Origin of the sequence: Duodenibacillus massiliensis (assembly GCF_900128485.1) — a bacterium.
GTDB lineage: Bacteria > Pseudomonadota > Gammaproteobacteria > Burkholderiales > Burkholderiaceae_F > Duodenibacillus > Duodenibacillus massiliensis.
Map to the genome: position 1 here is coordinate 36,855 of NZ_LT635855.1, position 18,046 is coordinate 54,900.

At 57.6% G+C, this 18,046-nt stretch carries 18 protein-coding genes and 4 tRNA genes; 16 read left to right on the forward strand and 6 right to left on the reverse strand.

The annotated features are described in order from the left end of the window. Entirely contained in the window at positions 1-558 is a 558-nt protein-coding gene (locus BQ7486_RS00840; protein ID WP_074008608.1) for a YaeQ family protein, read from the forward strand. Between the two features lie 6 nt (positions 559-564). Here BQ7486_RS00840 and BQ7486_RS00845 read toward each other — a convergent pair whose 3' ends face one another. From BQ7486_RS00845 to cydP, 5 genes are all read right to left on the reverse strand, one after another. Then, the gene (locus BQ7486_RS00845; RefSeq protein ID WP_022372674.1) at positions 565-954 is read right to left on the reverse strand and encodes a group II truncated hemoglobin; all 390 of its coding nucleotides are present in this window, start codon (positions 952-954) and stop codon (positions 565-567) included. Next, a complete protein-coding gene (locus BQ7486_RS00850) occupies positions 951-1,199 on the reverse strand; it encodes a cyd operon YbgE family protein (RefSeq protein ID WP_074008627.1) in 249 nt (82 codons plus the stop codon). Before BQ7486_RS00850 ends, BQ7486_RS00845 begins: the two co-directional genes overlap by 4 nt. A 244-nt stretch (positions 1,200-1,443) precedes the next feature. Beyond that, the gene (cydB, locus tag BQ7486_RS00855; protein WP_022372677.1) at positions 1,444-2,583 is read right to left on the reverse strand and encodes a cytochrome d ubiquinol oxidase subunit II; all 1,140 of its coding nucleotides are present in this window, start codon (positions 2,581-2,583) and stop codon (positions 1,444-1,446) included. Between the two features lie 18 nt (positions 2,584-2,601). Continuing rightward, complete coding sequence (locus BQ7486_RS00860) at positions 2,602-4,155, reverse strand: cytochrome ubiquinol oxidase subunit I (RefSeq protein WP_074008609.1); 1,554 nt, start codon at positions 4,153-4,155, stop codon at positions 2,602-2,604. After that, the gene (cydP, locus tag BQ7486_RS00865; RefSeq protein WP_022372679.1) at positions 4,152-4,376 is read right to left on the reverse strand and encodes a cytochrome oxidase putative small subunit CydP; all 225 of its coding nucleotides are present in this window, start codon (positions 4,374-4,376) and stop codon (positions 4,152-4,154) included. Before cydP ends, BQ7486_RS00860 begins: the two co-directional genes overlap by 4 nt. Positions 4,377-4,592: 216 nt before the next feature. Between cydP and BQ7486_RS00870 the strand changes: the two genes are divergently transcribed. Together BQ7486_RS00870 and BQ7486_RS00875 are read left to right on the forward strand one after the other, a co-directional pair. Then, complete coding sequence (locus tag BQ7486_RS00870; RefSeq protein ID WP_022372680.1) at positions 4,593-5,903, forward strand: sigma 54-interacting transcriptional regulator; 1,311 nt, start codon at positions 4,593-4,595, stop codon at positions 5,901-5,903. A 63-nt stretch (positions 5,904-5,966) separates the two neighbouring features. Continuing rightward, positions 5,967-6,896 (forward strand): alpha/beta fold hydrolase, encoded by a 930-nt coding sequence (locus BQ7486_RS00875; protein ID WP_074008610.1) that lies wholly within the window; start codon positions 5,967-5,969, stop codon positions 6,894-6,896. Here BQ7486_RS00875 and BQ7486_RS00880 read toward each other — a convergent pair. Further along, positions 6,893-7,342: a hypothetical protein gene (locus BQ7486_RS00880; protein WP_022372682.1), complete on the reverse strand. Its 450-nt coding sequence runs from the start codon at positions 7,340-7,342 to the stop codon at positions 6,893-6,895. The two genes, BQ7486_RS00875 and BQ7486_RS00880, sit on opposite strands and share 4 nt — an antisense overlap. Positions 7,343-7,565: 223 nt before the next feature. Here BQ7486_RS00880 and BQ7486_RS00885 point away from each other — a divergent pair, with 223 nt between their 5' ends. The 13 genes from BQ7486_RS00885 (at position 7,566) to rpoB (ending at position 18,046) form a co-directional block, all read left to right on the forward strand. Beyond that, positions 7,566-7,919 carry a hypothetical protein gene (locus BQ7486_RS00885; protein WP_143182981.1) on the forward strand — a complete coding sequence of 118 codons (354 nt, stop codon included), beginning with the start codon at positions 7,566-7,568 and terminating at the stop codon, positions 7,917-7,919. A 167-nt stretch (positions 7,920-8,086) separates the two neighbouring features. Further along, positions 8,087-8,172, forward strand: a tRNA-Tyr gene (locus BQ7486_RS00890). A 69-nt stretch (positions 8,173-8,241) separates the two neighbouring features. Then, positions 8,242-8,315: transfer RNA gene (locus BQ7486_RS00895), tRNA-Gly, on the forward strand. Positions 8,316-8,327: 12 nt separating this feature from the next. Beyond that, positions 8,328-8,402, forward strand: a tRNA-Thr gene (locus tag BQ7486_RS00900). Positions 8,403-8,474: 72 nt separating this feature from the next. Beyond that, the gene (gene tuf / locus BQ7486_RS00905; protein ID WP_074008611.1) at positions 8,475-9,665 is read left to right on the forward strand and encodes an elongation factor Tu; all 1,191 of its coding nucleotides are present in this window, start codon (positions 8,475-8,477) and stop codon (positions 9,663-9,665) included. A gap of 46 nt (positions 9,666-9,711) precedes the next feature. Beyond that, a tRNA-Trp gene (locus BQ7486_RS00910) sits at positions 9,712-9,787 on the forward strand. A 76-nt stretch (positions 9,788-9,863) separates the two neighbouring features. After that, positions 9,864-10,250, forward strand: a complete 387-nt coding sequence (gene secE, locus BQ7486_RS00915) for a preprotein translocase subunit SecE (protein WP_022372540.1) — start codon at positions 9,864-9,866, stop codon at positions 10,248-10,250. 19 nt (positions 10,251-10,269) lie between these two features. Next, positions 10,270-10,830, forward strand: coding sequence for a transcription termination/antitermination protein NusG (gene nusG, locus BQ7486_RS00920; RefSeq protein ID WP_022372541.1), 561 nt, complete (start codon positions 10,270-10,272; stop codon positions 10,828-10,830). A 224-nt stretch (positions 10,831-11,054) separates the two neighbouring features. Next, positions 11,055-11,486 (forward strand): 50S ribosomal protein L11, encoded by a 432-nt coding sequence (rplK, locus tag BQ7486_RS00925; RefSeq protein ID WP_022372542.1) that lies wholly within the window; start codon positions 11,055-11,057, stop codon positions 11,484-11,486. Between the two features lies 1 nt (position 11,487). Further along, positions 11,488-12,180 carry a 50S ribosomal protein L1 gene (rplA, locus tag BQ7486_RS00930; protein ID WP_022372543.1) on the forward strand — a complete coding sequence of 231 codons (693 nt, stop codon included), beginning with the start codon at positions 11,488-11,490 and terminating at the stop codon, positions 12,178-12,180. 399 nt (positions 12,181-12,579) lie between these two features. Continuing rightward, positions 12,580-13,110 (forward strand): 50S ribosomal protein L10, encoded by a 531-nt coding sequence (rplJ, locus tag BQ7486_RS00935; protein ID WP_022372544.1) that lies wholly within the window; start codon positions 12,580-12,582, stop codon positions 13,108-13,110. A gap of 42 nt (positions 13,111-13,152) precedes the next feature. Continuing rightward, positions 13,153-13,533 (forward strand): 50S ribosomal protein L7/L12, encoded by a 381-nt coding sequence (gene rplL / locus BQ7486_RS00940; RefSeq protein ID WP_022372545.1) that lies wholly within the window; start codon positions 13,153-13,155, stop codon positions 13,531-13,533. A 325-nt stretch (positions 13,534-13,858) separates the two neighbouring features. Further along, a complete protein-coding gene (gene rpoB / locus BQ7486_RS00945) occupies positions 13,859-18,046 on the forward strand; it encodes a DNA-directed RNA polymerase subunit beta (protein WP_022372546.1) in 4,188 nt (1,395 codons plus the stop codon).

Here is an 18,046-nt window from a genome sequence, read left to right on the forward strand (position 1 = left end):
ATGGCGCTCGGCGCAACGATTTATAAGGCAACACTTGATATTTCCGATCTTGACCGCGGCTGGTACGGCTCGCGGTCGCTTACCGTGGCGCGGCACCCCTCGGAAACCGAAGAGCGCATGATGGTCCGGATTCTGGCCTTCTGCCTTTACGCGGATGAAAAGCTGGAGTTCGGCCGGGGACTTTCCGCCGAAGACGAACCGGACTTGTGGGGAACCAATGATGCGGGGGATATCGGCCGCTGGATCGATGTGGGCAATCCCGACAACAAGGCCTTAAGGCGCGCGGCGGGCAGAAGCGACGATGTGGTGGTGCTTGCCTACGATGAGGCAAAAACCGGTCCCTGGTGGCTTTCCAATAAGGGTGATTTCGGCAAGATCGATAAGCTCACGATCCGCACGATAAGTGACGAAGAAGTCCAAAAACTCACGGCAATGTGCACGCGCAGTATGCACCTCGCAGCTACGGTTCAGGACGGCGTGGTGTGGATTGCCGACGATAAAACCAATCTGGAACTGCACATCGGATGCCTGATGCGCAGAGGAGAACCCGTGTTCTGAGGCGCGTTACGCGTTTCTGAGACTGTCGGCCATGCGCCAGAAGGCCGCTTCAAGCTGAGTGCGCAGTGCGGCATCGGAAATCACATCAGCAATGGCCGCCTGCATACAGCCGTACCACTGATCACGCATGGCGTCATCAATCGTGAGCCGGCAGTGCTGTTCCCGCAGCATCGGCAGGCCGTGCGCCTGCTGATAGAGCCCCGGGCCGCCCAAAAAACCCGTGATGTACTCGACCATGCGGGTTTGATAGTGATCCGTTGCTTTACTGTAAAAGCCGCAAAGGGTTGGGGCACGGGGCTGGGTATGCAGCTCCCGGAAGTAGGCTGAAACCAGTGCGTTCACCGTTTCAGCCCCGCCGATGCGTTCAAAAAGCGACGGTGCTTTATTGTCCGTCATCGCAGAAACACGCCCCAGATGCCCAGGGCAATCAGCGGCCAGGCCACGACGGGCGAAAAGCAGACACGCAGGGCACGGTTTTGCGGGATAAACCCGAAACCGTGCACCCAGCAGAAACTCATGCCGATCATCATGAGAACAAAAAAGCCGTGCGGCACAGACGTGCTTGTCTCGGCAATAAGCCGCGGATAAAACACGGTGATACACATCACGGCCGCGGCCGCAAGAAAGCTTAAAACTCGCATCAGAGTCCGCACGTTTGTTCCTTTTCTGACGTTGTTGCAGGCAGAGTGCTTGTAAGGCATTAAGCCTTGTTGTCTTCTTCTTCGCGGTTGTCGATCGTCACGGAGATGAGAATCGAAATCGCGAGGGCGAAGCCAAGACCGGCAGCCCAGTAAAAGTAGATCATGTCAAATCCTCCGGTTAAGGGGTTTGTCGGCGGCAGAGCGCTTCAGTCATAAAGCCTTTCTGCCGCCGGGTTCATACCGATCAGTACAGGTTGTGATCGTTCTTGGCGATGAAGTCGGACGTGATCTTGCCGGACATTGTGCGGTAAGCCCACGTGGTGTAGGCGACCACAATCGGCAGGAAGATGAGCGTAACAACAAGCATGATCTCAAGCGTGAGCTGAGAGCTCGTGCTGTCCCAGATCGTCAGGCCGGAGCGCGCATCGGTCGAGCTCGGCAGGATGAAGGGGAACATGGCAACCAGGGGCGTGAGGATCACACCGAGCAGGCCCACCGCGGAACTGACAACCGCCGCAAGGCCCTTCATGCCGCGGGCAAGAATGCCCGAGACCACAAACCCGAGCACGGCAACAAGCGGCACAAGCCACAGAACCGGGTAGGACGAGAAGTTCGCAAACCACGCGCCGGCGTAAACGTCAACGGTCTTGGCAAGCGGATTGGCGGGACCGGCCGGGTCAAGACCCGCGGTCGCAACAAAGCCGTCAACACCGAAGTAAGCCCAGATGCCGCCCAGGATGAAGAGCACAACCGTCGCAAAGGAGGTGAGCGTGCTCACCACGGAGGCGCGGCGCTGCAGGTCATCTTCGGTTCTTAAAACCAGGTAGTTGGCGCCGTGGGCAACGATCATCAGCAGAGAGACCACACCGCACAGAAGGCCGAAGGGATTCAGAAGCCCGAAGAAGCTGCCGGTGTAAATCGGACGCATCGTTTCATCGAGGTGGAAGGGCACACCCTGCAGCATATTGCCGAAGGCCACACCGAAAATGATCGGGGGAACGGCAGAACCCACAAAGAGCAGCCAGTCCCAGGACTTCTTCCACGTGTCGTGCTCATGCTTGCTGCGGTAGTCAAACGCCAGGGGGCGGAAGATCAGAGCCGCGAGAATGATGAGCATGGCCCAGTAAAAGCCCGAGAAAGCCGTTGCGTACACAATCGGCCAGGCGGCAAAAATGGCGCCGCCCCCGGTGATGAACCACACCTGGTTGCCGTCCCAGTGGGGAGCAACCGAATTGATCATGCAGCGGCGTTCCGTATCGTTTTTGCCGAGGAAGGGCAGCAGAGACCCCACACCCATGTCCTGGCCGTCCATGATGGCAAAGCCCACGAGGAGAACCCCGATAAAGAGCCACCAGATGACTTTCAGAATTTCATAATCGATCATCGTAATTTCTCCATCCGGTTAGGCTTTGCGTTCAAAGAAGTAGCGGCCGGTGCTCAGAGAGCTCGGACCGAGTTTGGCAAAGCGCACCATGAGCCAGAGTTCAACCACAAGCAGTACCGCGTAAAGGACGATAAAGCCGATGAGAGACCCGAGAACGCTGCCGGCGGAAAGCGAAGACACCGAGAGATCCGTGGGAAGCACTTCGTAAATGGTCCAGGGCTGACGGCCGTATTCGGCGACAAACCAGCCGGCTTCGCAGGCAATCCAGGGCAGCGGCATGGCCAGCAGACTGAGCCACAGAAGCTTCTTCTTCTCAACCATGTTGTTCTTGATGCTGAACCAGGCGCACAGAAGGAAGATGAGAAGGCTTGCAATGGCGCAGCCCACCATCAGGCGGAAAGACCAGTACATCGGATTCACGGCAGGCACCGTGGAAAGAGCCGCGGTGCGGATCTGGTCGGGCGTGGCCTTGGAGACATCAGCGGTGTACTTTTTCAGAAGCAGACCGTAACCCAAATCAGCCTGAACTTCTTCAAACTGCTGACGCAGGTTCTGGCTTGAGGGGTTCTTGCGGAGTTCTTCCAGAAGTCCCACGGCACGCTGGCCGTTGATGATGCGGGCCTGAGCCTTTTCAACAAGCGGATTGATGCCTTCGATTTCCGTGGAGATGCTGCGCGTACCCATCAGACCGAAAAGCCAGGGAACCGAGACTTCCATTTCATTGGAACGGGTCTTGTCGTTCGGAAGAGCAAAAAGCGAGAGCGGAGCCGGCGCTTCGTGCGTTTCCCACATGGCTTCCATCGAAGCGATCTTGGTGGGCTGATTTTTCGTCACGAGGTAACCGGATTCGTCACCCATGTGAATCGTGAGAAGCGTGGCGATAAAGCCGAAGCATGCTGCCAGGCGGATCGACTTCTTCGCAAAGTCAATATCGCGGCCCTTGATGAGGTACCAGGCCGAAATCGACAGAACGAACATGGCGCCCGTCATGTAGCCGGCGTTAATCGTGTGCATGAACTTGGCCTGCGCCCAGGGACTCGTAACCACTTCCCAGAAGTTGGCCATTTCCATACGCATTGTCACGAAATTGAATTCGCTGCCCGCGGGGTATTGCATCCAGGCGTTGGCAATCAGAATCCACAACGCCGAGAGGTTCGTGCCCAGGGCCATCAGGAACGTGACGGCAAGGTGTCCGCCCTTGCTCAGACGGTTCCAGCCGAAGAAAAAGAGCCCGACCATGGTGGATTCCAGGAAGAAGGCCATCAGACCTTCAATCGCAAGCGGGGCGCCGAAGATGTCGCCCACGTAGTGCGAGTAGTAGGCCCAGTTCGTGCCGAACTGGAATTCCATGGTGATGCCGGTGGCAACGCCCAGGGCAAAGTTAATGCCGAAAAGCTTGCCCCAGAAACGGGTCATGTCTTTGTAGACCTCACGGCCGGTTACGACGTAACAGGCTTCCATGACCACCAGCATGAATGAAAGCCCCAGCGTAAGCGGGACAAACAGGAAGTGGTACATGGAGGTGAACGCGAACTGCAGCCGCGACAGATCAACGAGTTCAGAAGAAATCATTGCTGCTCCCTCGGAGTGATTTGTTGTGTTGAATTGTTAGATTCCGGCGCACGTTCCAGAAGGGCTGTTGCGACGTTTTCAGGCGTTTGCTCGACGCGCTTGTCCGGGCCGAAAAAGAAGTACCACAGCCCGAAGATGGCAGTGAGTTTGCAGCACAGGATGACGGCGATTTCCAAAACGAGTCCGGGCTTTTTGGCGGCGGAACAGGTGGTTTCAGACATAAGACCCAACTTTCGTATACGCAGGGATTCTTGACGAGCGTATCTTAGAGAAGCGGCCCTGCGTGAGGGTAAGAAAATATGCCGGGAAGGGATAGTTTTTCTCCAAAAATCATCAAAATCGGACATAAACTGACATATTTGGCATAATGAGTTTCACTTGGTTGTCAGCCCGCCGGGTCCGCTCGGCGTTTTCCTTTTCCTGTTGAGCGGTTTTTTATGGCGGTAGCGTCCGAACTTGACTGTCTTTTGTCGGCAATTGATGAACCGGCGTGTCTTATCCGGCCGGAGGATCAGACGGTGGCGGCCGTCAACGCCGCCTATACAGCCGAATTCGGGGCGGTTTTCTTTGAAGGAAGACGCTGCTGGGAGGCACTGCACCGGGCGGCAAGATGCCCGGAGTGCGGCCTGGCCTGTCCCCTGGACAAAACCGGCGAGACGCACCGGGAAGCCTCGGCTGTGCACGCAATTTTTGCCAACGACGCCGAACACCGCTATACGGTTATCACAAGCGCCGTGACCGCCTCTGACGGCAAGGTGCTTTACTGGCTTGAGCGGATCCGTCCGCACCGCACGGACGCGGCTGCGGGGGTTATGGTGGGAAAAAGCGCGGCGTTTCGGCGCATTGTGAGCCGCCTTGCCTCCGTATCGCAGAGAAATTCAGCGCTTTACTTCTGGGGTGAGGAAGGCAGCGGCCGGGAACTTGCCGCACGCACCGTGCATGAAAACAGTCCGCGCGCCACGGGCCCCTTTGTGAAAATCAATCTGGCCGGCATGACGGTGCGCGCGGCGCACGATCTTTTTGCCGGCGAGGTCTCGGGCGGCATTGCGGGCTGCGCGACAGGCCTTTTTGCGCAGGCTGCGGGCGGCACGCTTTTTCTCGAACGCGTCGATGAAGCCGATGGGGCGGTGCTGTCTTGGCTCTGCGAAGTGCTGCACCGGGAAGAGTACGAAGGTGTGAAGGGCTTTACGGTAACCGATTTTCGCTGGATGATGAGTGCGGGGATTTCCTCACGCGCCTTTGCCGCTTTCGGAGAAGCGCAGAAAACGCTGGTAGCGGAAGCCGTGCCGGTGTTTATCGAACCGCTTTCGGCAAGGCGCGATGATGTGGAACTTCTGGTGCGGCACTTTCTAAGTGACTTCCGCCGGCAGGGGGAGGGGACGGCGGATGTGTCGCCGGAGGCTCTGAGCGCTTTGACAGGGGCCCGCTGGAAGGCCAATATCCGAGAGTTGCGGGAGACGGTTTTTGCCGCGGCGCGCCGTGCGGCGGCAGAAGACGCTTCCTGCATAACGCCTGAGATGCTGAGCCTGACGCAGGAACCCGCCGATGAAGCCGACAGCCTCTTTCAGCCCGATGCCGGCATACGGCCTGTTGCGGAAGTAAACGATCTTTATATCCGCTGGGCCGTGAACCGTTTTTCCGGCAGCCGCGCGCAGCTGGCGCGCCGGCTCGGTATTTCCGAGCGCACGCTCTACCGGCTGGCTGCAGCCCAAAGGCTTGCCCGAAAGAAGTCAGCTGTAGGAAAATGACGGTTTGACGGCCGGCGGTACTTTCGGCTGCCGGCACTTTCATCCGGAATTTTTTCTTCAGTCATGCCTTCCCGCGACAATCAGGAAACCGAACTTTTAGCCTACAGACTGCTGCCCGGCGAGGAGCGCCACAGGCTTGCCCTGGGCGCTGCGCTCATTCACTGGTCGTATCTTGCGGCGAAAAAACCGTCTGCGAAGGGTACGGTGATTCTGCTGCACGGTGTCGCAAGTAACGGCAGCCGCTGGGAAGAGTTTCTCGATACAACGGACTTAAGGGACGACTGGAACTTTATCCGCATGGATTTGCGGGGTCATGCCGCAAGCATCTGCCGCAAGAAGGCGCGGCTTGAGGACTGGTGCGCGGATGTAACTGAAGTGATGAAGGCCGTGGGTGTGCAAAAAGCCGTGATCATCGGGCACAGCCTCGGAGCCCAGGTCACCCTAAACCTTGCGGCGCACTATCCGGAAAAAGTAAGGGGCGTTGTGCTTCTGGATCCCCTGGTGACGGAAGCACTCACCTCCAAGGCCCGTTCAATGAAGCGCAAACTCCCGATGCTGCGGCTTGCAGAGTCCGTGACGCGCGCCATGAATTCGCTCGGGTTTTCCAGACGCCTTGTCGCGCAGGATCTGCGAGCCATGGACAGCAAGGCCCGTGAAATGATTGCCCGCGGAGGTGACGAGCTCAAGGCCTTTATCGCGCAGTACTCGTCGGCAAAGGCCGACCTGCAGTACATCCATCTCGCACCGTACTTAAGAGACCTTCTGGAAGTGGGGCGCCGCACACCCGCGCCGGAGTCGATTACGTGTCCGACACTGGTGATTGCCGCTTCTTCCGGGACCTTTACCGATGAAAAGGCGATGGCTGCCTGGGTGGCGCGGATGCCTCTGGCCCGCATTCAGGCGGTTCACTGCGCACACTGGCCGATGACTGAGTGCCCGCAGGAAGTCAGTGCCGCCGTTTCCGGCTGGATGAAGGACGTCTTCAGCGCTTAAGGCGCAGGCATTGCTTTCCAGCCCGTCGGACAGGCTCTGACCTGCGGCCACCAGCCCTGTTCGGCTTCGCACCAGAAAACCGTATTCGTTGTCGTGGTTGTCGTTGTTGTCGTGGTGGTGGTTGACGAATTGCCCGGATAGGGTTGTGTCTGCGGAATAACGTACGTTGTCACGGGAGGATCGTCACGCAGTGCGGCAGCGGCTCCGTAAACGAGAGCCCCGGCGGCAAGCGGTCCCCAGACCCAGGCCCAGTCGCGGCTGTGCCAGCTGTGGTGACGCGGGGGCGGCGGGCGGTGCCAGACGGGACGGTGAGCGGGCGGGCGCGGAGCAAAGCCCGGGCCGAATCCGGGGCCGGGACCGTGGGCTGCCGCAGGCAGCGCCGTTGCGGCAAGCAGAAGTGCTGCGGCAGCGGCCGCAGCAGCAGAAAGAATGCGCAGCTTAGTCATGATTTACCTCCGGCAGCAGTTGCCTTTACGGTTACTTTAGCCGTGCGCCGCCGGAAATGCGTGCTTTTTCGCAAATCGCCATTATTCTTAACAAAACTATGGGATTTGTGAAGAAAAGCCAAGCGCAGGGGAGGTGCCTTGGTGCACAATATGCACGGAAAGAAAATGACCTGTGCCGGGTAAAAACTCCCTCGCAGGAACGGTAACCGCAAAGGGCGCGCAATTGTCAGACAATCAACGAAACAACAGCCGCTGGGCAAAGGAAGTGACGATCGGTCAGCAGATCGTGTTTTTTGCAACGGCCGTGAGTTTTGCCGCTGGCGCCGCAGACATGTCCTCGGGAGCTGTTGCCGCTGGCTTCGGAAACTTCGGAATTCTGCTGATTCTGATCCGCACGTATTTTTCCGTGCCGCTCATGGTGGCGGGGCTGCGGGCGAGGGACGTGAACTGGGCCGAACGTGAGGAGAGGCGCCTTATCTCCGGAGGCGATCTTGCCTGGACAGCTCTGGTGGGGCGCGCAGGCTGGGTTTGTCTCTTTGTGAGCGTATTGCTGCAGGCTTTTTTGGGCGTGGCCTGACAAAGCCGGAATTTTCAGATACAATGCGCGCCTTCCCGGCAGAAGGGAGAAGAACAATCCGGAGGAAAACCGGGCGGATTTCAGGTCCGCAGAGGTATTTCGGTGTTGTTTTTCGCCGGAGAGCTTGACAAAGTCTCCGACAACCCGCATAATCTGCCATTCGCTACGGAGGGGTGCCCGAGTGGCTAAAGGGGGCAGACTGTAAATCTGTTGGCTTACGCCTACGATGGTTCGAATCCATCCCCCTCCACCAGCGATCTGTCTGATAAAGACAGCCGCAAATGCAGTGCGGTAAAAGGAAGCCGAATTGCAGTTGTAATAGGCGGGTGTAGCTCAATGGTAGAGCAGAAGCCTTCCAAGCTTACGACGAGGGTTCGATTCCCTTCACCCGCTCCAGCATCAAAGTGTGCCCGTGTGGCTCAGTGGTAGAGCACTCCCTTGGTAAGGGAGAGGTCATGCGTTCGATCCGCATCACGGGCACCAGTAATTTTTTTCGTTTGACATTTTTTGAATACAACCCGGAAAAGTTTCCGGCTTTTGTTCAGGAGTTAAACCATGGCAAAAGAGAAGTTTGAGCGCACCAAGCCGCACGTCAACGTCGGCACCATCGGTCACGTTGACCACGGTAAGACGACGCTCACCGCTGCTATCTGCACGGTTCTGTCCAAGAAGTTCGGCGGCGAAGCCAAGGCCTACGATCAGATCGACGCGGCTCCTGAAGAAAAGGCCCGCGGCATCACGATCAACACCGCTCACGTTGAATACGAAACCGCCAAGCGCCACTACGCTCACGTCGACTGCCCGGGGCACGCCGACTATGTGAAGAACATGATTACCGGTGCTGCCCAGATGGACGGCGCCATCCTCGTTGTGTCCGCTGCTGACGGCCCCATGCCCCAGACGCGTGAACACATCCTTCTTGCCCGCCAGGTGGGTGTTCCCTACATCATCGTCTACCTGAACAAGTGCGACATGGTTGACGATCCGGAACTGCTCGAGCTCGTTGAAATGGAAGTCCGCGAACTTCTGTCGAGCTACGACTTCCCGGGCGACACGATCCCGATCATCAAGGGTTCCGCCAAGCTCGCTCTGGAAGGCGACACGGGTGAACTCGGCGAACAGTCCATCATGAAGCTCGCCGAAACGCTCGACGACTACATCCCGACGCCGCAGCGCGCTCTGGATCAGCCGTTCCTGATGCCGATCGAAGACGTGTTCTCGATTTCCGGCCGCGGCACCGTTGTGACGGGCCGTGTCGAACGCGGTGTGATCCGCGTCGGCGACGAAATCGAAATCGTCGGCATCAAGCCCACGCAGAAAACGACCTGCACGGGCGTGGAAATGTTCCGTAAGCTGCTTGACGAAGGCGAAGCCGGTGACAACGTCGGTATTCTGCTGCGCGGCACGAAGCGTGAAGACGTGGAACGCGGTCAGGTTCTCGCGAAGCCCGGCACCATCACCCCGCACACGAAGTTCACGGCTGAAGTGTACGTTCTGACGAAGGAAGAAGGCGGCCGCCACACCCCGTTCTTCAAGGGCTATCGTCCGCAGTTCTACTTCCGTACGACGGACGTGACCGGTACGATCGAACTGCCGGAAGGCACCGAAATGGTGATGCCTGGCGACAACATCACGATGACCGTTCAGCTCATCTGCCCGATCGCCATGGAAGCCGGCCTCCGCTTCGCTATCCGTGAAGGCGGTCACACGGTCGGTGCCGGCGTGGTTGCCAAGATCATCGAGTAATAGTTCTCGACGCGGGACGGCCCAGTTGTGAGTCGCCCCGACGGACAGGGGTATAGCTCAATTGGCAGAGCGACGGTCTCCAAAACCGTAGGTTGAGGGTTCGATTCCTTCTGCCCCTGCCACAATCTGATGATATAAGCAAGCCGCGATCACCCGACCGCGGCTTGTTTGTCTGCGCTTTAAGCGTGAAAGAAAGTCATGAGTAATACAAACGTACAGCCCGAATCCAACAAAGCGCTTGATATCGGCGTTGTGACACTTGCGGTGTTGATCGTTGCGGCGGGCATTTTTGCCTTTACGTTTCTGACCGATCAGCAGCTCGGCATCCGTATCGGCGCTCTGGTGGGCGGCCTGGTGATCGGCTGCGGCGTTGCCGCATTTTCGCCCTCGGGCAAACGCTTCATCGGTTTTTGCCGTGAGTCCTATGACGAACTGCGCCGCGTTGTCTGGCCGACCCGCCGTGAAACGGTGAATACCACGGGACTGGTGATGGCTTTTGTCGTGGCCGTTGCCTTCTACCTGTTTGTTGTCGACAAGTTCGTGGAGTGGGGCCTTTACGACGGACTGTTGCGTCTGTCGTTCTAACCTCAGCGGGGAAGCTTAAATGTCTGAAGATACCAATCAGAACAAGCAGCCGGAAATGCGCTGGTATACGTTGCACGTCTATTCCACGATGGAAAAGAGTGTCGCCAAAGCCATTCAGGACCGCATTGATCATTCTGATCTGAAGCAGTATTTCGGCGAAGTGCTACTGCCGATTGAAAAGGTGCAGGAAAACCGGAACGGCCGCAAGTATGAAAGCGAACGCCGCATGTACCCGGGCTATGTTTTCGTTGAGATGGTCATGAACGAAGACACCTGGCACCTGATGAACTCCACGCCGCGCGTGATCGAATTCCTCGGCAACAACAATCCCGTGCCGCTTTCTCAGCGTGAAATCGACGGCATCAAGGGCCGCATGAATGTCGGTACCGGTGAAAAAGCCCGTCCGAAGGTTCTTTTTGAAGTGGGCGAAACGGTCCGCATCAAGGAAGGTCCCTTTACGGACTTCAACGGCCGCGTCGAAGAAGTCATGTACGACAAGTCGCGTCTGCGCTGCTTCGTGTCGATCTTCGGCCGCGAAACGAGCGTTGAACTCGCGTTTAACGAAGTCGAGAAAGTCTGATCTCAGCCGCCCTTTCGGGCGGACTGAAAGAAGCGGACCCGGTGGCAGACACTGTGGTCCGTTTTTCTTGAGACCACAAACTGTTGTATTTTGAGCGGCAGTTTTAAATTTTTTTCGGTAAGGGTTTGCTTTTGCTGAAATTTTTCGGCATAATGGCGCCCTTTCTTATTTTAACTGGGGAGCACGCTCATATTGACCGTGCGCAGGAACCCAGGGAGTCAAAAATGGCAAAGAAAATCGTCGGCTTTATTAAGCTGCAGATTCCTGCAGGCAAAGCCAATCCCTCGCCCCCCGTTGGTCCGGCTCTCGGCCAGCGCGGTCTGAACATCATGGAATTCTGCAAGGCCTTTAACGCCAAGACGCAGAAGATGGAAGCAGGTCTTCCGATTCCGGTTGTGATCACCGCCTACGCCGACAAGAGCTTCACCTTCGTGATGAAGACGCCCCCGGCTACGGTTCTGATCAAGAAGGCCGCGAAGATCACCAAGGGTTCGGCCCGTCCGCACACGGACAAGGTCGGCAAGATCACGCGCGCTCAGGCTGAAGAAATCGCCAAGATGAAGCAGCCTGATCTCACTGCCGCCGATATGGACGCGGCCGTGCGCACGATCGCGGGTTCTGCCCGTTCCATGGGTATCACGGTGGAGGGTCTGTAAGATGGCAGCCAAACTTTCCAAGCGCGTTAAAGCCAACGCCGCCAAGTACGATCTTTCCAAGCACTATCCGGTTCTGGAGGCTCTCGAAGCCGTCAAGGCCTGCGCCAACGCCAAGTTCGACGAATCCGTCGACGTGGCTGTTCAGCTCGGCATTGACACCCGTAAGTCCGACCAGACCATCCGCGGTGCTGTTGTTATGCCCGAAGGTACCGGTAAGACCGTCCGTGTCGCCGTGTTCACCCAGGGTGCCCATGCCGAAGAAGCCAAGGCTGCCGGTGCCGATATTGTCGGTTTCGACGACCTCGCCGCTGAAGTCAAGGCCGGCAAGATGGACTTTGATGTTGTGATCGCCAGCCCCGACGCCATGCGTGTTGTCGGTCAGCTCGGTCAGATCCTCGGCCCGCGCGGCCTGATGCCGAACCCGAAGGTCGGCACCGTGACCCCGAACGTTGCCCAGGCCGTTAAGAACGCCAAGGCCGGTCAGGTTCAGTTCCGCGCCGACAAGGCCGGTATCGTTCACGCCCCGATCGGCCGTGCATCCTTTGATGCCGCCCGCTTGGCGACGAACCTTAAGGCACTGATCGAACAGATCAACAAGCTCAAGCCCGCCAGCCAGAAGGGTATCTACCTCAAGAAGGTGGCCGTGAGCTCGACGATGGGTATCGGTGCCCGCGTGGATATCTCCACGCTTTAATGCAGTAAACCAGGGTTAAAGCCCGATGACGTTGTCGGAGGGCTTTGATTCGAAAAGAGGTCGTGAGGCCTCGAGGGCTTTGGGTGGTACGCCGTTTTCGGACGGCGCACCGCTGTCAAAGACCGCTGGAGGGACGCCCGGCGCTTTTGCTGGGGATTGGCAGTCACATCGGGTGCCCTTTAATTGTCTCGAACATTCCGGAAAAACCGCACCCCGCGGTCGGAAAGGTTGCCGAGATATCCAGCGCAGACGGTTCAAACCTCAAAGAGAGACTCTGTGTTGTGTTGAAGGATTTTTCCTGCCCACGCACGAACAACTCTCAGAGACGGGTTAACCGGTTATTAAAAGAACCGGTGCATTCAGTGTTGTTTCGGATGCACCTCTGAGTGGAGCCAGACCATGGGTCTTAATCGTCAAGACAAAGCGGCAGTGATTGAAGAGATGCGCGGCATTGTTGCCAACACCTCCGCAATCGTTATCGCTGAATACCGTGGGCTGACCGTTGAAGCAGTTACCAAGCTGCGTGCCAATGCACGTCAGCAGGGTGTGCAGTTGCGTGTGGTCAAGAACACGCTGGTGCGTCGTGCCGTCGAAGGAACGGCGTTTGCCGATCTGGCCGAGAAGTTCTCCGGCCCGCTCGTCTACGCTTTCTCCGCCGATCCGGTCGCCGCTGCCAAGGTTCTTGCTCAGTTTGCCAAGGAAAACGACAAGCTCGTTATCAAGGGCGGTGCGATGGCCAACTACGTCATGGACGTGGAAGGCGTCAAACAGCTCGCCTCGATGCCGAGCCGCGAAGAACTCCTCGCCAAGCTGATGGCTACGATGAACGAACCGGTTGCGAAACTTGTTCGTACTATTAACGAAGTGCCTGCGCGCTTCGTGCGCACTGTGGCTGCTTACCGCGATGCCCAGGAAAAGGCTGCTGCCTGATTTTTAACCAATTCAATTTAATACACAGTTACGGAGTCAAAAATGGCCCTGACCAATGAAGAAATTCTCGACGCGATCGCTTCCAAGACCGTTCTCGAAATCAGCGAACTCATCAAGATGATGGAAGAAAAGTTCGGCGTTACCGCTACGGCTGCTGTTGCCGTCGCCGGCCCCGCCGCCGGTGGTGCTGCTGCCCCGGCCGCTGAAGAAAAGACCGAATTCGACGTTATCCTCAAGGAAGTCGGTTCCAACAAGATCGGCGTCATCAAGGTTGTCCGCGAAGTGACCGGCCTCGGCCTCAAGGAAGCCAAGGACCTCGTCGAAGGCGCTCCCAAGGCCGTCAAGGAAGGCGTTGCCAAGGAAGAAGCCGAAGAGCTCAAGAAGAAGATCGAAGCTTCCGGCGCCAAGGTCGAACTCAAGTAATTTTCCTTTCGGAAAAAATACTTGCCGGAGACGGCGTGAGGACTTGCTCCCGCGCTGTTTCCCTGCGAAGAAGAGTTTCGGGTTGTTCCGGGCTCTTCTTCGGATTTTGAGGTGTGTTCTGTATAATCAGAATTCAGCTCAAAGTCAAAGTCTGAATGATCGGGAAGAGCAGGAAGATATCTCTGACGTTCCAGCCGCGCGGACGCAATACCTGGTATTGCCCGAGCGGCTTTTGGCGTCTCTGTAATCCGTGCAGGCAATGCTTTCCGTCGATTGAACTTTGAACCCACGTGTTTTTCTCCCCCTCGCGTCGAACGGAGTCTCCATGTCGTACTCGTTCACTGAAAAGAAACGCATTCGGAAGAGTTTTGCTTCGCGTCCGAGCGTCCTTGAAGTGCCCTCCCTGTTGGAAATGCAGCTTCGCAGCTACGAAGAATTCCTTCAGGCGGATGTCAAGCCCGAAAGCCGTAAGGATAACGGCCTGCAGGCAGCCTTCACTTCCATCTTCCCTATCACGAGCCACAACGGTTATGCCCGTCTGAAGTTCCTCGGCTACAAGCTGCAGAAGCCCGAGTTTGACGTCGCTGAATGCCAGTTGAGAGGGCTCACCTACAGCTCGGCACTGCGCGCCCGCATCCAGCTCGAAATTTTTGACCGTGATGCCGCCAAACCCGGCACCGTCAAGGAAATCCGCGAAAACGACGTCTACATGGGCGAAATCCCGCTCATGACGGAAAAGGCTTCGTTCATCATCAACGGCAGCGAACGCGTTATCGTGAGTCAGCTGCACCGTTCGCCCGGTATTTTCTTCGAGCACGACAAGGGTAAGACGCACTCCTCGGGAAAGCTTCTTTTCTCGGCCCGCGTGATTCCTTACCGCGGCTCCTGGCTTGACTTCGAATTTGACCCGAAGGATCTCGTTTACTTCCGTGTGGACCGCCGCCGCAAGATGGCCGGCACGATCCTTCTGAAGGCCATTGGTCTGACGCCAGAAGACATCCTTGCGCACTTCTACGATTTTGACCAGTTCCGCATTCTGCAGAAGGGTGTGACCTGGAACTTCGAACCGTCGCGCCTGCAGGGTGAAACGGCCGCCTTTGACATCAAGGATGCCGACGGCAAGCTCATTGTCGCCAAGGACAAGCGCATCACCGCCCGTCACGTTCGTCTGATGAACGAAGCCGGTGTGAAGAGCCTTTCCGTGCCCGATGAATTCCTGATCGGCCGCGTTCTTGCCAAGGCTGTCTACGACAAGACCACCGGTGAAAAGATCGTTGATGCCAACGACGAAATCACCGAGGATTCGCTCGAAGCTCTGCGCGAACACAAGATCCGTCAGATCGATACGCTCTTTACGAACGATCTTGACCGTGGTGCCTACATCTCCAACACGCTGCGTCTGGATGAAAATCCCGACGAGCTCTCCGCTCGCATCGCCATTTACCGCATGATGCGTCCGGGTGAGCCGCCCACGGAAGAAGCCGTTGAAGGGCTCTTTAACCGGCTCTTCTTTGATTCTGACGCCTACGATCTGTCGCGTGTGGGCCGCATGAAGGTCAACGCCCGTTTCGGCCGCCCGAGCGCCGAAGGTTCGATGACGCTTACGAAGGAAGACATCATCGACACGATGAAGGTCCTCGTCGCTCTGCGTAACGGCGCTGATACGGTGAAGCTCACCGATGCCGAAGGCAATGAGCGCGTCATTGAAATCCACGGCGTGGACGATATTGACCACCTGGGCAACCGCCGTGTGCGCTGCGTGGGTGAATTGGCAGAAAACCAGTTCCGTGCCGGCCTCGTCCGTGTGGAACGCGCCGTACGCGAACGTCTGGGTTCGGCTGAAAGCGACAACCTCACGCCTCAGGATCTGATTAATTCCAAGCCTATCTCGGCCTCGATCCGCGAATTCTTCGGCTCCTCGCAGCTGAGTCAGTTCATGGACCAGACCAACCCCTTGTCGGAAATCACGCACAAGCGCCGTATTTCCGCTCTGGGCCCGGGCGGTCTGACCCGCGAACGCGCGGGCTTTGAAGTCCGCGACGTGCATGCCACGCACTACGGCCGCGTCTGCCCGATTGAAACGCCTGAAGGTCCGAACATCGGTCTGATTAACTCGCTCGCTCTGTACGCGCGCCTCAATGAATACGGGTTCCTTGAGACCCCGTACCGCAAGGTTGAAAACGGCGTGGCGCTCTCTGGCGAAGAAAACATTCACTACCTGTCCGCCATCGAAGAAGGTAAGTACGTGATCGCCCAGGCCAACGCCGAAATGGACGATAACGGCAAGTTGATCGGCGAACTGGTGAGCGCCCGTGAAAACGGCGAATTCATCATGGCTTCGCCTGACCGCGTGCAGTACATGGACGTGGCCCCGGCGCAGATCGTGTCGGTTGCCGCAAGCCTGATTCCGTTCCTTGAACACGACGACGCCAACCGCGCTCTGATGGGCTCGAACATGCAGCGTCAGGGTGTGCCTGTGCTGCGTCCGGAAAAGCCGGTTGTCGGTACCGGTATTGAACGTACGGTTGCCGTGGACTCCAAGGCCACTGTGCAGGCCCGCCGCGGCGGTCTCGTCGAATACGTTGACGCCACCCGCGTTGTGGTGCGTGTGAACGACGATGAAAACGTCGCCGGTGAAGTGGGTGTGGATATCTACAACCTGCAGAAGTTCACGCGTTCCAACGGTTCCACGACGCTGAATCAGCGTCCGATTGTCAAGCGTGGCGACATCATCGCCAAGGGTGACGTTCTCGCTGACGGTGCTTCCACCGATATGGGCGAACTCGCGCTCGGCCAGAACATGCTGATCGCCTTCATGCCCTGGAACGGCTACAACTACGAAGACTCGGTTCTGATCAGCGAAAAGGTGGTGGCAGACGACCGCTACACCTCCATTCACATTGAAGAACTCGATGTGGTGGCCCGTGACACCAAGCTCGGACCGGAAGACATCACCCGCGATATTTCCAACCTTTCGGAAAATCAGCTTAATCGTCTTGACGAATCCGGTATTGTCGCAATCGGCGCTGAAGTAAAGGCGGGCGACGTTCTCGTGGGCAAAGTGACCCCGAAGGGCGAAACGCAACTCACCCCCGAAGAGAAGCTTCTGCGCGTCATCTTCGGTGAGAAGGCAAGCGATGTGAAGGACACGAGCCTGCGCGTGCCGCCCGGAATGGCCGGCATCGTTATGGACGTGCAGGTCTTTACCCGCGAAGGCGTGGAAAAGGATAAGCGTGCGAAGTCCATCATCGAAGAGCAGTTAAAGCGCTACGACAAGGAATTGAAGGACGCGCTGCGCATTGTTGAAACCGACGTCTTTGCCCGTCTGCGCCGTCAGCTCGCAGGCCGCGTCGCTTCGGGCGGTCCCGAGGGCGTGAAGGCCGGCGCGAAGCTCACTCCGGCGGTGCTTGAAGCCGTCAACGGCTATGACCTCTTTGAAATCCGCATGAAGGAAGAAGAGGATCAGAAGCTCATTGACCTTGCCCGCAAGGTCGTCGACGACAAGCGCGAAGACAACCGTCAGCGTCTGGCCGAAAAGAACGACAAATTAAACCGCGGCGACGAACTGCCCCCGGGCGTACTGAAGATGGTCAAGGTCTTCATCGCTGAGAAGCGCCGTCTGCAGCCCGGTGACAAGATGTCCGGCCGCCACGGCAACAAGGGTGTGGTCTCCAAGATCTGCCCGGTGGAAGATATGCCCTACATGGCTGACGGCCGTCCCGCCGACATCTGCCTCAATCCCCTGGGCGTGCCTTCCCGTATGAACATCGGTCAGATTCTTGAAGTGCATCTGGGCTGGGCCGCCAAGGGTATCGGCTGGCGCATTGCCGAGATGCTCAAGACCGAACAGGTCAAGCAGATCCGCGCGTTCCTCAATGAGGTTTACAACCGCACGGGCAAGAAGGAAGACCTCGACAGCCTCACCGATGACGAACTGATGGCAATGGCAAAGAACCTTGCCAACGGCGTGCCCTTTGCCACGCCCGTCTTTGACGGCGCCACGGAAGAACAGATCCGCATGATGCTCGATCTCGCCTTCCCGGATGAGGAAGCGAAGAAGCTGCAGCTGACGCCTGCCAAGACCCAGGCAACGCTTTACGACGGCCGCACGGGTGATCCGTTTGACCGTCCTGTCACGGTGGGCTACATGCACTTCCTGAAGCTGCACCACCTGGTCGACGACAAGATGCACGCCCGCTCCACGGGTCCGTACAGCCTTGTCACGCAGCAGCCCCTGGGCGGTAAGGCTCAGTTCGGCGGCCAGCGTTTCGGCGAAATGGAAGTCTGGGCACTGGAAGCCTACGGCGCAAGCTACGTGCTGCAGGAAATGCTCACCGTGAAGTCCGACGACGTCACGGGCCGTACCAAGGTCTACGAGAACATTGTGGGCGGTGAACATCAGATTGAAGCGGGCATGCCCGAATCCTTCAATGTGCTGGTCCGCGAAATCCGGTCGCTGGGTATTGACATCGACCTTATCAAACGAGACGCTAACGCTAACGCCAAGGAATAA

Excerpts from the sequence above, each read along its gene's own strand:
- cydB (WP_022372677.1), bottom strand. The coding sequence starts at position 2,583 with ATGATCGATTATGAAATTCTGAAAGTCATCTGGTGGCTCTTTATCGGG.
- cydP (WP_022372679.1), bottom strand. The coding sequence starts at position 4,376 with ATGTCTGAAACCACCTGTTCCGCCGCCAAAAAGCCCGGACTCGTTTTG.
- rplL (WP_022372545.1), top strand. The coding sequence starts at position 13,153 with ATGGCCCTGACCAATGAAGAAATTCTCGACGCGATCGCTTCCAAGACC.
- BQ7486_RS00875 (WP_074008610.1), top strand. The coding sequence starts at position 5,967 with ATGCCTTCCCGCGACAATCAGGAAACCGAACTTTTAGCCTACAGACTG.
- rplA (WP_022372543.1), top strand. The coding sequence starts at position 11,488 with ATGGCAGCCAAACTTTCCAAGCGCGTTAAAGCCAACGCCGCCAAGTAC.
- BQ7486_RS00840 (WP_074008608.1), top strand. The coding sequence starts at position 1 with ATGGCGCTCGGCGCAACGATTTATAAGGCAACACTTGATATTTCCGAT.
- BQ7486_RS00845 (WP_022372674.1), bottom strand. The coding sequence starts at position 954 with ATGACGGACAATAAAGCACCGTCGCTTTTTGAACGCATCGGCGGGGCT.
- BQ7486_RS00870 (WP_022372680.1), top strand. The coding sequence starts at position 4,593 with ATGGCGGTAGCGTCCGAACTTGACTGTCTTTTGTCGGCAATTGATGAA.
- nusG (WP_022372541.1), top strand. The coding sequence starts at position 10,270 with ATGTCTGAAGATACCAATCAGAACAAGCAGCCGGAAATGCGCTGGTAT.
- BQ7486_RS00880 (WP_022372682.1), bottom strand. The coding sequence starts at position 7,342 with ATGACTAAGCTGCGCATTCTTTCTGCTGCTGCGGCCGCTGCCGCAGCA.
- rplJ (WP_022372544.1), top strand. The coding sequence starts at position 12,580 with ATGGGTCTTAATCGTCAAGACAAAGCGGCAGTGATTGAAGAGATGCGC.
- secE (WP_022372540.1), top strand. The coding sequence starts at position 9,864 with ATGAGTAATACAAACGTACAGCCCGAATCCAACAAAGCGCTTGATATC.
- rpoB (WP_022372546.1), top strand. The coding sequence starts at position 13,859 with ATGTCGTACTCGTTCACTGAAAAGAAACGCATTCGGAAGAGTTTTGCT.
- BQ7486_RS00850 (WP_074008627.1), bottom strand. The coding sequence starts at position 1,199 with ATGCGAGTTTTAAGCTTTCTTGCGGCCGCGGCCGTGATGTGTATCACC.
- BQ7486_RS00860 (WP_074008609.1), bottom strand. The coding sequence starts at position 4,155 with ATGATTTCTTCTGAACTCGTTGATCTGTCGCGGCTGCAGTTCGCGTTC.
- tuf (WP_074008611.1), top strand. The coding sequence starts at position 8,475 with ATGGCAAAAGAGAAGTTTGAGCGCACCAAGCCGCACGTCAACGTCGGC.
- rplK (WP_022372542.1), top strand. The coding sequence starts at position 11,055 with ATGGCAAAGAAAATCGTCGGCTTTATTAAGCTGCAGATTCCTGCAGGC.